This window comes from Pseudomonas sp. SJZ077, assembly GCF_007993905.1.
GTDB classification, from domain to species: domain Bacteria; phylum Pseudomonadota; class Gammaproteobacteria; order Pseudomonadales; family Pseudomonadaceae; genus Aquipseudomonas; species Aquipseudomonas mandelii.
Genome location: NZ_VIUJ01000004.1, coordinates 255,903 through 269,855, shown reverse-complemented (window position 1 = coordinate 269,855; position 13,953 = coordinate 255,903). Strand labels below are relative to the sequence as shown.

The window sequence follows — 13,953 nt, the reverse complement described above, 5'->3', positions numbered from 1 at the left end:
CGCAGACGCCTATATCAGGCGCTTGCGGGGCTTGTTGATCGGGGTCAGTCAAATCACCGAATCACTGTCGGTAGCCTTCAAATGCTTACGGCCGTCCACTGCGCCTGCTACGGTCAATGCATCGGCTTCTGCTTCGGTGATGTACACGCGTTGGCCGTTGAGTTCCACCGCCGACATGGCTTTTTCCGAGTCGGTGATGATCGTGACGTCGGGGCACAGACGAATTTCTTCGCCGTTCTCGGTGATGAAGAAGCAGGTCTGGTTTTCGATGCGCACAGTCATGGCGATGTCCTTTTTTTAGCGGGTTCTAAACTGTTAGGGCGCATCCGACGGACATCGTTCTGTGCAACTGATTAATGGTCGGCGCGGTCCATCCTCCCATAACGATCAATCACAAGGATTGCACCATGAACGCCTGGTGGCATGAGGTTTGGGTAACGCTGCAAGCGGAGTTCGCCGACATCGGCGATGCGTCACAACTGACGCGTATAACCGTGAGATTACTGATGGCTGCGATCCTGGGCGGCATTCTGGGTTTCGAGCGTGAGCAAAAGGGCAAGGCCGCCGGTGTGCGTACGCACATGCTCGTAGCGCTGGGAGCTGCGTTGTTTGTGCTGGTGCCACAGATGTCCGGCTCCCAGGCCGATGCCATGAGCCGGGTGGTGCAAGGCGTGATCGCCGGGATTGGCTTCCTCGGCGCCGGCACCATTTTGAAAAACCAGGAGGGCGATGAAGGCCACGTAAAAGGCCTGACCACCGCCGCCGGTTTATGGCTGACCGCCGCCATCGGTGTCTCGGCCGGGCTGGGCCGCGAGGCGACGGCGGTGTTTAGTACGCTGCTGGCGTTGGCGATTTTCAGCGTGATGCCGAGGATCGTGCAAATGCTCGACAGGGACAAAGACGAGCAGGAACGGCCCTAGATCGCCATCGTCACTCAGGCGAGACGATCACCGGCGGCATCGTGCTCGGTGGTTCTTCCCGGGGTGGCGGCGTAGTGCCAGGCGGTTCCTTCTCAGGCACCGGTTGCGGTTCGGTCGGTGGAATGGTCGGGGTGTCGATGTTCGGATCAGGTGTCTCGGCAGGGATTGGAATACTCATCGTTGAAGCCTCCAGTGGCACATGGCGTAAGTCGTGCTTAAGTGAGTTGACCGTCACGCGAGGGATTTGATTCCGCAGCAAATGGGCGTGAACTTTTCCCCGCGCTTGTCGCTCGGAACCTAAGTGAGTTCATTTCGGGCCCGACGGGTTTCGTGTGAAAGACGACCAGACACAAGAGCGTCCATGGGGCGTTAAGGAGAGATGCTCGATGACTGCTGAAAAACCGACAGAGCTGAACTACAACCCTCATATGCCACTGTCACAGGCGCTACTGCTGCCGCGCATCGCGATTGAAAGCGTCATGCCGACCCTGGATGGCGGGCAGTTCGCGGCCAAGGCCGTGGTGGGCCAGGACGTGGTGGTGACCAGCAAAGTGTTCGCCGACGGCCACGACAAACTGGCCGTGCGCATACGCTGGCGTGCCGACGGCGACGAGGCCTGGCAGAGCGAGGTCATGACCGAACTCGGCAATAACGGCTGGGAAGGGCAGTTCCGCGTTGAGGATCAAGGCCGCTACGTCTTTTGTATCGAAGCCTGGATCGATCAGTACGCCAGCTTTCTATACGAGATCGAGAAGAAACACATTGCCGGCGTGCCCATCAGCCTGGAGTTGCAGGAAGGGCGCAATCAGGTGAAACAGGCGGCCGAGCGCTCGGAAGGGCCGCTGAGCGAAGACCTGGCGGCGTTGCACCATGAACTGTCCGGGTTGCTCGAAGCGGAACAAGTCACCTTGTTTCTGCACCAACGCAGTGCGGACCTGATGGCTCAGGCCGATCACCGTGCCTACTTGAGCCTCAGTCCTGAATTTCCGCTGGACGTCGAGCGCGAGCTCGCCCAGTTCGCCAGCTGGTATGAGTTGTTTCCGCGCTCGATCACCGACGACCCAAACCGTCACGGCACGTTCAACGACGTGCATGCTCGGTTGGCGATGATTCAGGACATGGGTTTCGATGTGCTGTATTTCCCGCCCATTCATCCAATCGGTCGCAGCTTCCGCAAGGGCCCGAACAATTCACTGAGCGCCGGCCCCGACGATCCGGGCAGCCCGTATGCCATCGGCAGCGAAGAGGGCGGGCACGAGGCGATTCACTCCGAGCTCGGCACGCGCGAAGACTTTCGTCGACTGGTGGCGGCGGCGGCGGATTACGGACTGGAAATTGCCCTCGATTTCGCGATCCAGTGTTCCCAGGATCACCCGTGGCTCAAACAGCACCCGGGCTGGTTCAACTGGCGCCCGGACGGCACGATCAAATACGCCGAGAATCCGCCGAAAAAGTACCAGGACATCGTCAACGTCGATTTCTATGCCAGCGATGCAATTCCCAGCCTGTGGGTCGAGCTGCGGGACATTGTGGTCGGTTGGGTCGAAGAGGGCGTGAAGATCTTTCGTGTCGACAACCCTCACACCAAGCCGCTGCCGTTCTGGCAATGGCTGATCGCCGATGTGCGGGCGTTGTATCCCGAGGTGATCTTCCTGGCGGAGGCCTTTACCACGCCGGCGATGATGGCGCGGCTGGGCAAGGTCGGTTACTCCCAGAGTTACACCTACTTCACCTGGCGCAATACCAAGCGGGAACTGGCGACCTATTTCACCGAACTCAACGAGTCGCCATGGCGCGAATGCTACCGGCCGAATTTCTTCGTCAACACGCCGGACATCAACCCCGCGTTTCTGCATGAATCCGGACGCGCCGGCTTTCTCATTCGCGCGGCGCTGGCGACCATGGGCTCGGGTCTGTGGGGCATGTATTCGGGCTTCGAACTCTGTGAAGCCGCGCCGGTACCGGGCAAAGAGGAATACCTCAATTCCGAGAAATACGAGATCCGCCCACGGGACTTTACCGCGCCGGGCAACATTATCGCAGAGATCGCCCAGCTCAACCGCATCCGCCGGCAAAACCCGGCACTGCACACGCACCTGGGCCTGAAGGTCTACAACGCGTGGAACGACAACATTCTGTATTTCGGCAAACGCAGCGCAGATGGCAGCAACTTCATTCTGGTGGCCGTCAGCCTCGATCCGCATAACGTCCAGGAAGCGAATTTTGAATTGCCTCTTTGGGAAATGGGCTTGCCCGATGACGCCAGCACTGAGGGTGAAGACTTGATGAGCGGCCATCGCTGGACCTGGTACGGCAAGTATCAGTTCATGCGAATCGACCCGGCGCATCAACCGTTCGGTATCTGGCGAATCACAACTTCTTGAAGACCCCCAGATTTGCGATGGGATGAACTTTTGTGGCGAGGGAGCTTGCTCCCGCTGGGGCGCGCAGCGGCCCTATTTTTTCAGGGTCAACTGATTTACAGGTTTTGCGACTGCTTCGCAGCCGAGCGGGAGCAAGCTCCCTCGCCACAGGTAGGCGTTCGGCTCAGGGGCTGCACTGAATTCAACAGGAGTTTCAAATGGCGAAGAAACCCAAGGCAGCCACCTTTATCAAGGATCCGCTCTGGTACAAGGATGCGGTGATCTACCAGGTTCACGTTAAGTCTTTTTTCGACTCCAACAACGACGGGATCGGCGACTTTCCCGGCCTTATCGCCAAACTCGATTACATTGCCGACCTCGGCGTCAACACCATCTGGCTCTTGCCGTTCTATCCGTCGCCACGGCGCGATGATGGCTACGACATTGCCGAATACCGTGGCGTCCACCCCGATTACGGCACCATGGCCGACGCCAAACGTTTCATCTCCGAGGCCCACAAACGCGGCCTGCGGGTGATTACCGAGCTGGTCATCAACCACACCTCCGACCAGCACGCGTGGTTCCAGCGCGCACGAAAAGCCAAACCCGGTTCGGCGGCGCGGGACTTCTACGTCTGGTCCGACGACGATCACAAATACGACGGCACCCGCATCATCTTTCTCGACACCGAAAAGTCCAACTGGACTTGGGACCCGGTCGCCGGCCAGTACTTCTGGCACCGGTTCTATTCGCACCAGCCAGACCTCAACTTCGACAACCCGCAAGTCATGAAAGCGGTGCTGTCGGTGATGCGCTACTGGCTCGACATGGGCATCGACGGCCTGCGCCTGGATGCGATTCCCTACCTGATCGAGCGCGACGGCACCAACAACGAAAACCTGCCCGAGACCCACGACGTCCTCAAGCAGATCCGTGCCGAGATCGACGCCAACTATCCAGACCGCATGCTTCTGGCCGAGGCCAATCAATGGCCGGAAGACACGCAGCTGTACTTCGGTGACACCGATAAAAAAGGCCTCAACGGTGATGAATGCCACATGGCCTTTCACTTCCCGTTGATGCCGCGCATGTACATGGCGCTGGCCCAGGAAGATCGTTTCCCGATCACCGACATCCTGCGCCAGACCCCGGAGATACCGGCCAACTGTCAGTGGGCGATTTTCCTGCGCAACCACGATGAGTTGACCCTGGAAATGGTCACCGACAAGGAGCGCGATTACCTGTGGAACTACTACGCGGCCGACCGTCGGGCGCGAATCAACCTCGGTATTCGCCGCCGCCTCGCACCGTTGATGGAGCGGGATCGCCGTCGGGTGGAACTGCTCAACAGTCTGCTGCTGTCGATGCCGGGCACACCGACGATGTATTACGGCGATGAAATCGGCATGGGCGACAACATCTACCTCGGCGACCGTGATGGTGTGCGTACGCCGATGCAGTGGTCGATCGACCGCAACGGCGGGTTTTCCCGCGCCGACCCGGCAAGCCTGGTGCTGCCACCGATCATGGACCCGCAATACGGGTACCTGTCGGTCAATGTCGAGACCCAGGCCGGCGACCCGCATTCGCTGCTGAACTGGACCCGGCGCATGCTCGCCGTGCGCAAACAGTCCAAGGCCTTCGGGCGTGGCACGCTGAAAATGCTCTCGCCGAGCAACCGGCGAATTCTGGCCTACACCCGTGAATACGACGGGCCGGACGGCAAATACGAAATCATCCTGTGCGTGGCCAACGTATCGCGCAGTGCGCAAGCGGCGGAGCTGGACCTGTCGGCTTACGCCGGTATGGTGCCGGTGGAGATGCTCGGGGGTAACGCCTTCCCGCCGATCGGCCAGTTGAATTTCCTCCTGACGCTGGCGCCTTACGGCTTTTATTGGTTTGGACTTGCTGCGGAGAATCAAATGCCCAGCTGGCACGTAGAACCGGCGCAAAGCCTGCCGGACTTCACCACCCTGGTGTTGAAAAAACGCATGGAAGAACTGCTCGAAGCGCCGTCGCGCGGCACGCTGGAGCAGGGCATCTTGCCGAACTGGCTGCAAAACCGTCGCTGGTTCGCCGGCAAGGACGCGGCCATCGAGAAGGTCAACCTGGTCTATGGCGTGCGCTTCGGCGATGCGCAGCATCCGGTGCTTTTGAGTGAAATCGAAGTCACCAGCGGCGGCCAGACCAGCCGTTACCAGTTGCCTTTCGGCTTCATTGCTGATGATCAGGTCGGGCCGGCGCTGCCGCAGCAATTGGCGCTGTCTCGAGTGCGACGTGGCCCTCAGGTGGGGTTGATCACCGATGCGTTCAGCCTGGAAAACTTCATCCGCGCGGTGCTGCGAGGCATGCAGGAAAACACCGTGTTGCCTTCCGATGGCGGCGAGATCCGTTTCGAACAGACCGAGGAGCTGGCCAAACTGGGCCTGACGGCCGAATCCGAAGTGCGCTACCTGTCGGCCGAGCAGTCCAACAGTTCGGTGGTGATCGGCAGCAGCCTGGTGCTGAAGCTGATCCGCAAGGTCGCCTCGGGCGTGCACCCGGAACTGGAAATGAGCGCCTATCTGACCAACGCCGGTTTTAGCAATATCTCGCCGCTGCTGGGGTCGGTGGTTCGCCGCGACGCCAAGGGCGAGGACAATCTGCTGATGATTGCCCAAGGCTATTTGAGCAATCAGGGCGATGCCTGGGAATGGACCCAGAACAACCTCGAACGGGCACTGCGCGACGAACTGGCCGACGCCATGTCCGAGCAGGAGCAGCACTACAACGCACTGGGTGAGCTCAAAGACTTCGCCGGCATGCTCGGCCAACGGCTGGGTGAGATGCACCAGGTGCTGGCGGCCCCGACCGATGACCCGGACTTCGCCCCGCAGGTCACCACGCAAAAAGAGGCCCTGGCCTCGGCCAAGGACGTCGCGGCGCAACTGGAGCACTCGCTGAAGTTGCTCAAACAGCATCAAAGCGAACTGAACCCGGCGGACAAAGCGCTGGTCACTCGTTTACTGGACAACAAAAAAGCCATCCTCAGTCATGTCCAGGACCTGGGCGAAAAAGCCGTCGGTGGTTTGCGCATTCGCGTCCACGGCGACTTGCACCTGGGTCAGGTGCTGGTGATCAAGGGCGACGCCTTCTTGATCGACTTCGAAGGCGAGCCGGCACGGCCGCTGAGCGAGCGACGCGGCAAGCACAGCCCGTACAAAGATGTCAGTGGCGTGTTGCGCTCCTTCGATTACGCCGCGGCGATGGCGATCAACGTGCATAACGTCGACAACACCGCCGAAGCCCGAGCGGCACGGCAACGAGTAGCCGACCGTTATTTGAATGAAGCAAAACAGGCATTTGTCGACGCTTATCGGCTGGCGGCAGCTAGTCTTGCTCATGCGTGGCAAGATCCGGAAGGCGAGGACGCCGCGTTGGCGTTGTTCGGGCTGGAGAAGGCGGCGTATGAGGTGGCCTATGAGGCTGAAAATCGCCCCACGTGGCTGCCGGTGCCATTGCACGGTTTGTATGGATTATTGAGTGGGCTTAAACCCTTTTCCGAGCTTGGTGGAGAGTAGTCATGAGTTTCTCGAACAAGGAACAGGGTCACGCTAAAGAAGCGTTGCTGCCCAGATCGCGGGATATCGACGCGCTGGTACGCGCCGAACATCACGACCCTTTTGCAATTCTCGGCCCCCACGGCGATGACGCCGGCGGGCAATTCATTCGAGCGTATCTGCCAGACGCGCTGAGCGTGCAGGTACTGGCCAGGGACTCCGGGGAAGAACTCGGCAACCTTGAAGCCACCCAGACGCCGGGCCTGTTTGTCGGGCACTTCGATCGGGCGCAGCCGTATCTTTTGCGCACCCGTTGGGCCGGTGGCGAACAGGTTTCCGAGGACCCTTACAGCTTTGGCCCATTACTCGGCGAAATGGACTTGTACCTGTTCGCCGAAGGCAATCATCGCGACCTCAGCGCCTGCCTCGGCGCGCAGTTGAAGACGGTGGACGGCGTCGACGGCGTGCGTTTCGCCGTGTGGGCGCCGAATGCCAAACGGGTGTCGGTGGTCGGTGACTTCAACAACTGGGACGGTCGTCGGCACCCGATGCGTTTGCGCCATCCCACCGGGGTCTGGGAAGTGTTCATCCCGCGTTTGCAGGCAGGGGAAACCTACAAATACGAAATCCTCGGCGCCCACGGGATTCTGCCGCTCAAGGCTGACCCGATGGCATTGGCCACCTCGTTGCCGCCGGATACCGCGTCCAAAGTCGCCTCACCGTTGAACATCGACTGGCAGGATCAGGCGTGGATGGAGTCTCGTGGCGAGCGTCATCTGCCGAGTGCGCCGTTGTCGATCTATGAATTGCACGCCGGCTCGTGGCAATGCGAGCTGGACGATCTGGGTGAAGTGGCGCGCCAGTACACCTGGCACGAACTGGGCGAGCGGCTGATTCCTTATGTGAAGGAACTGGGCTTCACCCACATCGAGCTGATGCCGATCATGGAACACCCGTTCGGCGGTTCCTGGGGTTACCAACTGCTCTCGCAATTCGCCCCGAGCGCCCGTTATGGTTCGCCGGATGACTTCGCCGCCTTCGTCAACGCCTGTCACCAGGCTGACATCGGCGTGATCCTCGATTGGGTGCCGGCGCATTTCCCCACCGATACCCACGGCCTGGCGCAATTCGATGGCACCGCGTTGTACGAATACGGCAATCCGCAGGAAGGTTTCCATCAGGACTGGGACACGCTGATCTATAACCTGGGCCGCACCGAAGTGCACGGCTACATGCTGGCCTCGGCGCTGCACTGGCTCAAGCATTTCCACGTCGATGGCCTGCGGGTCGATGCCGTGGCGTCGATGCTCTATCGCGATTACTCGCGCAAGGCCGGGGAATGGGTGCCAAACCGTCACGGCGGTCGCGAGAACCTCGAAGCCATCGACTTCCTGCGCCACCTCAACGACGTGGTCAACATCGAAGCGCCCGGTGCGCTGGTGATTGCCGAGGAGTCCACCGCGTGGCCGGGTGTCAGCCAGAGCACGCAACAGGGCGGGCTGGGCTTTGACTACAAATGGAACATGGGCTGGATGCACGATTCGCTGCATTACATCCAACAGGATCCGGTGTACCGCGCCCATCACCACAACGAGCTGAGTTTCGGCCTGGTGTATGCCTGGTCCGAGCGTTTCATTCTGCCGATCTCCCACGATGAAGTGGTGCACGGCAAGCACTCGCTGATCGACAAGATGCCTGGCGACCGCTGGCAGAAGTTTGCCAACTTGCGGGCCTATTTAAGCTTCATGTGGGCGCACCCGGGCAAGAAACTGCTGTTCATGGGTTGCGAGTTCGGCCAGTGGCGCGAGTGGAATCACGATCAGCAACTGGACTGGTACCTGCTGCAATACTCCGAACACAAGGGTGTGCAGAAACTCGTCGGCGACCTCAATCGGCTGTACCGCGAAGAGCCGGCGATGCATGACCAGGACGACGCGCCGCAAGGCTTCCAGTGGTTGATCGGCGATGATGCGATCAACAGCGTTTACGCGTTTCTGCGTTGGAGCAAGGAAGGGCGGCCGGTGTTGGTGGTGGCGAACTTCACGCCGGTGCCGCGTCAGGCCTATCGCATCGGCGTACCGTTCGCCGGGCGCTGGGGCGAGGTGATCAACAGCGACGCGGCGATGTATGCCGGGTCCAACTATGGCAACAACGGCGGGGCGTTTACCGAGGAAGAGCCGAGCCATGGCCAGAACATTTCACTGGTGTTGAATCTGCCACCGTTGGCGGTGTTGATCCTGAGTCCTGAGGGTTGATCCAGTACGGGGTCTCTCCCATCGCGAGCAGGCTCGCTGCGACATGATCGTTCCCCACGCTCCGCGTGGGAATGCAGCCCCGGGACGCAGAGCGTCCCTACGATGTGACGCAGAGCGCCACTGGAGGCATTCCCACGCGGAGCGTGGGAACGATCACTTCACCACCGCATCCGCACACCCAGACTCCCGATCAACCCATTCAAATCATTTTCATCCACATCACTGCTGTAATCGGCGCTGACGTAGAAACTCACCGCGGGCGTGACTCTGGCCACCAGCCCCAACCCCACTTCGACCGTCGATGAGTTGCGACTGCTGCTGATCTTGTCGACCTGATCGAGGGTCACGGTGTTGCCGGTGTACACGGTGTGCCACAAGTTGGTCCGCACATAGGGTTCGACCCCCAGGCCGTTGATGTCGTAACTACCTTTCAACCTTGCGCCGACCCGGCCGCTCCAGGACGTCAGGTCGCTGGACGATGCATTACTTGAACCGGCATAAGGCGTATCCAGCGTGATGCGCTGATTAATCAACTGCGCTTGCGGTTCGACTACCCAGTTTTCGCTGACCCCAATCGGAAAACCGCCTTCCACCGACAACGTCACCGCACTGCCTTCGGTTGCTATCCGCGCGCCCTGGTCGTTACGGCTGAAACCGGCGACCCGTCCACCACTGGCCGACAGATCCACGTGCCAGCCTTGTGGCCCGGTCAGGCTCCAGTAGGCGCCGAGGCTCTGGCCTTGAAGGTTTAGGGTGTCGGTCTCGGGGGCGGCGAGGGCGCGACTGGTCAACAGGCCGTTGCTGTTGCCTTGTAACTGCGTCATCCCGCCGATCAGGCCGACCCGTTGGGTATGGCCGCTACCGCTTTGCAGGGTCAGGATCGCCGGGCCTTTGAATTCGGTGCTGCCAGGGCTGGAAAACCCCTGGGTCATTACATCGGTCTGTGCTTGTCGCGATGCCTGCCCGTACAACTGGTCCCAGGTCGAAGGCGCGGCATCTTCGATGGTCAGGCGAGAACTTCGTGTATCGGAGGCGGCGCTGAAATGGCCGGGGTAGGGGGCGGTGATGTGTATCGTGGGCAAGGTCATTGCCGGAACATCCTGGCGATACCAGGGGGCGGTTTCATCCTCTGCGTGCCCGGCTTGCACCTCCATGGACGAACACAGCAGCAGAGAACTCGAGACAGTGCAAAAAGTGATTTTGATCTCTTGTTGGGTGAATGAAGTTTTCATGGGGGTCTACCTTGCAATCGCATGCCGTATCTCGCTTTGGCGTCTCTCCTACCCCGAATGAGGGGCGACCGAATGGATTGAGGCAAGCCGCTGGCCGCCCGATTTCGCGGGTGTCTGGAGGTTTGCCCCTGGTGGATTTCCGGGGGTAGTAACGTGAAGCTAAGAAGACCCTTGACAATGCGTCAAGAAAATGGCCGATAGGCGGTAATGGAATTTTAGTGCTCGCAAGTGACTGATTTTTGCCGCGCATCTAAGTACTTGTTTGTTCGAAAAATCGTCAAAAAACCCTCGGGCCAGAGCCTTTGGATAGTGGGCTACCGGTCTGTCCGGGCGGGGTTCAGGGCCTGCTTGCCCGACGATGTCCATGTCTCGATTCTGTCAGTAATGCTGCGCTGAAATGAACGCAAGGGAATCGCTGTCCTCACACCGGTTTGTCTATCTGGCGAACAGGTCTGGCCGCAACTAGGCTGAACATTCAGCCACAAGGTTTCGGGCGGCAGCCCGGCGCAGGGACAGGAGCAAAATCGATGAAAACCCAACCCAGTGTTTTCTGCCTGATGTTTACCCTGCTCCTTGCCCCAGGGGCTCGCGCCGAAGAGGCACCGGCGGCGGACGCCACCCCGATCATCAATCCGCAGGTGGTCGATAAGCTGATTGATATGGGCAACTACCTGCGCAGCCTGTCGAAGTTTCAGGTAGATGCCGAAGTGTCCCTGGATACCGTCCTGGAGACCGGGCAGAAGATCAAGTCCGAGGCTTCCACTACTCTGAAAGTGCTGGGGCATGGCCGTATGTATGCCCGGACAGAAGGCGATGTCCGAACGCGAGAGTTCTTCTATAACGGCAAGAAACTGACCCAGTACTCACCGTACCTCAAGTACTACACCACGGTGGATGCTCCGCCCACGGTGTCCGAAACCCTGCACATGATCGAAAACCATTACGGGATCCAGATCCCCATGGAAGACCTGTTTCTGTTTGGCAGCGATCAGGCCCAGATCGATGCACTCAAGGAAGCCCTGTACGTGGGACCGTCGACGATCAAGGGCCAACTCTGTGATCACTTGGCCTTTCGGCAGGAGGGCGTCGACTGGCAATTGTGGATCACACGGTCCGAGAAGCCACTGCCGTGCAAACTGGTGATTACCACCACCGATGAGCAAAGCTTTCCGGAATACAGCGCGGTGTATCACTGGAACCTGAAGCCTGGCCTCCAGGAGTCGATGTTCACCTTCAAACCGGCCAAGGGTGATGTGGCGATTGCGCTGAAGAAAGCCGCTGATCAGGGAGGGGAATGACATGAACCGGTCGATGTCGTGGAACCTGTTTGTATCGCTAGCCACTGCCGCAGTGCTGACTGTCGGCCTGATCGCCGAAGCGGATGCCCGGCCACGGGGTCAGGGGCAGGCAAGGGCGTCAGTCAACCGTGCGCCAGCCCCCAATGCCCAGCGGGCGCAGCGGATCAATACCCCGCCGCGCGCGAGCAACGTCAATGCGGGCAATCGGGTGAACTCAGGCAACCGGGTCAATGCCGGGAACACTGTCGGCAACCGTACCAACATCAACAACAGCACTCGTAACGTCAACATCAACAACAATCGCGACGTCGACATTGATGTCGACGGGCATGGCCGCTATGGCTACGACGATCACTATCATCCGATCGCCACGGCGGCGGCCGTGACCGCGACGGTCGCGGTGACAGCAGCGGTGGTTGGCTCGATCCTGACGCCGGCACAAATGCCCACCAGTTGCGTGCAGGTCATGCAATACAACACGGTGTACATGCAGTGCGGTTCGACCTGGTACCAGCCGCAGTATCAGGGCAGCAATGTGACCTATGTTGTGGTCAACGCACCTTGATGCTTTGATCGCTCAGAGGTGCACTTCCACCGTCAACGGCAAGTGGTCCGACAGGTGCGTCCAGGGTTTATTGCCGAGAATTCGCGGGTTGTGGCTGCTGGCATTGCGCAGGTAGACCCGGTCCAGGCGCAGCAGCGGAAAGCGCGCCGGGTAGGTTTTCGCCGGGCGGCCATTGTGGCGTTCGAAGGCTTCGTGCAGGTAATTGCGGCGGGAGAGGGCGGCGTTGCCTTGCAGCTGCCAGTCGTTGAAGTCGCCGGCGATGATGACCGGCGCATCGTCGGGCAGGGATTCGAGCAGTAGGCAGAGCAGTTGCAGCTGCAACTGGCGATGACTTTCCAGCAAGCTCAAGTGCACGCAGATCGCATGGACTTCCGCGTGCCCCGGCACGTCCAGTACGCAGTGCAGCAAGCCGCGGCGTTCGGGGCCGGTGATCGAGACATCGAGATTGCGGTGTTCGCGAATCGGGTATTTCGATAGCAGCGCGTTGCCATGATGGCCGTTGGGGTAAACGGCGTTGCGACCGTAGGCGAAATCGCTCCACATGCTGTCGGCCAGGAACTCGTATTGCGAGGTCTGCGGCCAGTCGTTGTAACGGGAGGAATGCCGATCGTGCTCGCCGACCACTTCCTGCAGGAATACAAGATCAGCCGACGTACTGCGCACCGCTTCTCGCAGCTCCGGAAGGATGAAACGCCGGTTGAGGGCGGTAAACCCTTTGTGGGTGTTGACCGTCAGCACCCTCAATCGATGAATCGCCGGGGGCGAGTCCAAGGGCACTGATTCAACGGCTCGCTGCTCGGAATCGCTGGTCACGTTCACTCCTCTGAATCTGGGCTGCTTATGCATGCGACTGATGCAGCGGCGGGCAGTTCAGTTTGAGCGACACCCATTCCAAGTGGGAGCGAGCCTGCTCGCGATAGCGGAGTGACATCCAGCATTGATGTCGACTGCCCCAACGATATCGCGAGCAGGCTCTCTCCCGCAGGGATGGGTTGGATGGGGAATTGGGTCAGACAAAGACAACTTCATAGGGCAAACGCATGCGCTCCAGTATCACCCGGGGCAGCAGCGGCGCGATGCCGATGGCCGGTTCGCCGTCGAGCTGGCTTGCGTAGGCGTGGGTGGCGTGGCTTTTGCGCGCGACGGTCCAGGTGTCGAGGCGTACTTTGCGCGCACGATGCCAGGGAAAGAGTCCTTGATCTCGGGTCGGCCAGTGCCAGGCCCAGACCGGCAGTTCGTTGACCGTCGCACCGACCATGCTCGCCGCATTGGCGCTGGCGCGGCCGACGGCGTCATGATCGCAGGTGCCGTCCTCGCGCCAGGTAGTGAACACCACATCGCCGGGGCGCAAATAACGGGCGATGAATTGGGTCAATTGGGTTTCATGCTTGGCCAGGGCGTTGTCGGTAAAGCCGCCGCGAATCCACTTCAGGCTGTGCATCGGTAAACCGAGCCGGCGCAAGGCTTCGACGCTTTCCTGGCCGCGAAACACACTCAGGCGTTTCTCTGACCACTGTTGCGAGCCCGGATGGCTGGCGCTGCCATCGGTGATCGAGATCAGTTGCAGGGGATGACCCAACGAGGAAAGGAGCTGAAGCAAGCCTCCACACATGACCACTTCATCGCCAGGATGCGGCGCAATGACCACGGCACGCGCGCCAGTGGGGACCAGGGTCTCGGTGTTGATGACGGGGATGTTGTCCAGTTGCCGGGCGCTGTTCCAGACCTGTCCCGGCAAGCTGCTTTCGATGAGGGAAACGGGTTTCATCGGGCTACGTCCT

Annotated in this window: 11 protein-coding genes; 6 read left to right on the top strand and 5 right to left on the bottom strand. The window is 60.1% G+C overall.

Going from position 1 to position 13,953, the window contains the following annotated elements:
* Positions 1–48: 48 nt before the first annotated feature.
* On the bottom strand, positions 49–282 hold the full coding sequence (locus FBY01_RS09705) for a DUF3203 family protein (RefSeq protein WP_145307323.1): 234 nt from the start codon (positions 280–282) through the stop codon (positions 49–51).
* 125 nt (positions 283–407) lie between these two features.
* Between FBY01_RS09705 and FBY01_RS09700 the strand changes: the two genes are divergently transcribed.
* Positions 408–920: an MgtC/SapB family protein gene (locus tag FBY01_RS09700; protein WP_010459923.1), complete on the top strand. Its 513-nt coding sequence runs from the start codon at positions 408–410 to the stop codon at positions 918–920.
* 10 nt (positions 921–930) lie between these two features.
* Here the strand turns inward: FBY01_RS09700 and FBY01_RS31520 are convergent, their stop codons facing one another.
* On the bottom strand, positions 931–1,098 hold the full coding sequence (locus FBY01_RS31520) for a hypothetical protein (RefSeq protein WP_167362284.1): 168 nt from the start codon (positions 1,096–1,098) through the stop codon (positions 931–933).
* Between the two features lie 208 nt (positions 1,099–1,306).
* Between FBY01_RS31520 and FBY01_RS09695 the strand changes: the two genes are divergently transcribed.
* The 3 genes from FBY01_RS09695 to glgB all read left to right on the top strand — a co-directional run bounded on the left by FBY01_RS09695 (position 1,307) and on the right by glgB (position 9,077).
* On the top strand, positions 1,307–3,304 hold the full coding sequence (locus FBY01_RS09695) for an alpha-1,4-glucan--maltose-1-phosphate maltosyltransferase (RefSeq protein ID WP_145307321.1): 1,998 nt from the start codon (positions 1,307–1,309) through the stop codon (positions 3,302–3,304).
* 197 nt (positions 3,305–3,501) lie between these two features.
* Positions 3,502–6,843 (top strand): maltose alpha-D-glucosyltransferase, encoded by a 3,342-nt coding sequence (treS, locus tag FBY01_RS09690; protein WP_145307319.1) that lies wholly within the window; start codon positions 3,502–3,504, stop codon positions 6,841–6,843.
* Between the two features lie 2 nt (positions 6,844–6,845).
* Positions 6,846–9,077 (top strand): 1,4-alpha-glucan branching protein GlgB, encoded by a 2,232-nt coding sequence (glgB, locus tag FBY01_RS09685; protein WP_145307317.1) that lies wholly within the window; start codon positions 6,846–6,848, stop codon positions 9,075–9,077.
* A 158-nt stretch (positions 9,078–9,235) separates the two neighbouring features.
* Here the strand turns inward: glgB and FBY01_RS09680 are convergent, their stop codons facing one another.
* The gene (locus FBY01_RS09680; RefSeq protein WP_077749965.1) at positions 9,236–10,309 is read right to left on the bottom strand and encodes an autotransporter outer membrane beta-barrel domain-containing protein; all 1,074 of its coding nucleotides are present in this window, start codon (positions 10,307–10,309) and stop codon (positions 9,236–9,238) included.
* Positions 10,310–10,836: 527 nt separating this feature from the next.
* On the opposite strand from FBY01_RS09680, the gene FBY01_RS09675 reads away from it, so the two are divergent.
* Positions 10,837–11,607 carry a DUF2092 domain-containing protein gene (locus tag FBY01_RS09675; protein WP_145307315.1) on the top strand — a complete coding sequence of 257 codons (771 nt, stop codon included), beginning with the start codon at positions 10,837–10,839 and terminating at the stop codon, positions 11,605–11,607.
* A 1-nt stretch (position 11,608) separates the two neighbouring features.
* On the top strand, positions 11,609–12,172 hold the full coding sequence (locus FBY01_RS09670) for a hypothetical protein (protein ID WP_145307313.1): 564 nt from the start codon (positions 11,609–11,611) through the stop codon (positions 12,170–12,172).
* Positions 12,173–12,184: 12 nt separating this feature from the next.
* Here FBY01_RS09670 and FBY01_RS09665 read toward each other — a convergent pair whose 3' ends face one another.
* Together FBY01_RS09665 and FBY01_RS09660 are read right to left on the bottom strand one after the other, a co-directional pair.
* Positions 12,185–12,985 carry an endonuclease/exonuclease/phosphatase family protein gene (locus FBY01_RS09665; protein ID WP_145307311.1) on the bottom strand — a complete coding sequence of 267 codons (801 nt, stop codon included), beginning with the start codon at positions 12,983–12,985 and terminating at the stop codon, positions 12,185–12,187.
* A gap of 196 nt (positions 12,986–13,181) precedes the next feature.
* Positions 13,182–13,940, bottom strand: a complete 759-nt coding sequence (locus FBY01_RS09660) for a PIG-L deacetylase family protein (protein WP_145307309.1) — start codon at positions 13,938–13,940, stop codon at positions 13,182–13,184.
* Positions 13,941–13,953 lie beyond the last annotated feature (13 nt).